The 522-nt window shown below is 29.1% G+C and carries 1 protein-coding gene; it reads right to left on the bottom strand.

The genetic code is table 11. From position 1 onward, the window contains the following. Positions 1-63: 63 nt before the first annotated feature. A partial coding sequence (locus CBG25_RS13065) for a pirin family protein (protein ID WP_290607139.1) occupies positions 64-522 on the bottom strand: 459 nt, incomplete at its 5' end.

Here is a 522-nt window from a genome sequence, read left to right as displayed (position 1 = left end):
ATCACTTTTATTGACTGTCGATCTTTTTATTAAATATTTTATTGAAAGTTATCAATTTTATGTTTAGTTTAAATAAATCAATATACCACGAAAAGCTGTTTGAGCGGTTAATTTTACCTTTTGTTCCTGCATTAAAAATGCACCATCACTACAGTGAATATAAGCTATCTTGTGATTGTTGTTTGCTAATTTTACTATTCCTGTAATGGAATATAGATAACTATTTTTCCCTTTCAGACTAAGCGTCATACTTTGTTTTGTTTTTAAATAAATATGACTAATCCAAGTTTGTTGGCATATTTTTAAGCTATTTTCTGAACCATTTGGTGAAGCAAGTAATGTTAATGCATTATTAGCGAATTTACGTTTTTGTGGCGGTTGGCAGAAATATTCAACGCAGGCATTTATCCATAGTTGTAATTGTATTAACGGTTTTTTGTGACTAACATTGTGTTCGCTATAACTTATATTAGGTATCGGAGATAAAAGTAAACATTCATTTTCAGATTGATGAATGCGATT

Origin of the sequence: Arsenophonus sp. ENCA, from assembly GCF_002287155.1 — a bacterium.
Lineage (GTDB): Bacteria > Pseudomonadota > Gammaproteobacteria > Enterobacterales > Enterobacteriaceae > Arsenophonus > Arsenophonus nilaparvatae.
This window is presented reverse-complemented; position numbering and strand designations above follow the sequence as displayed.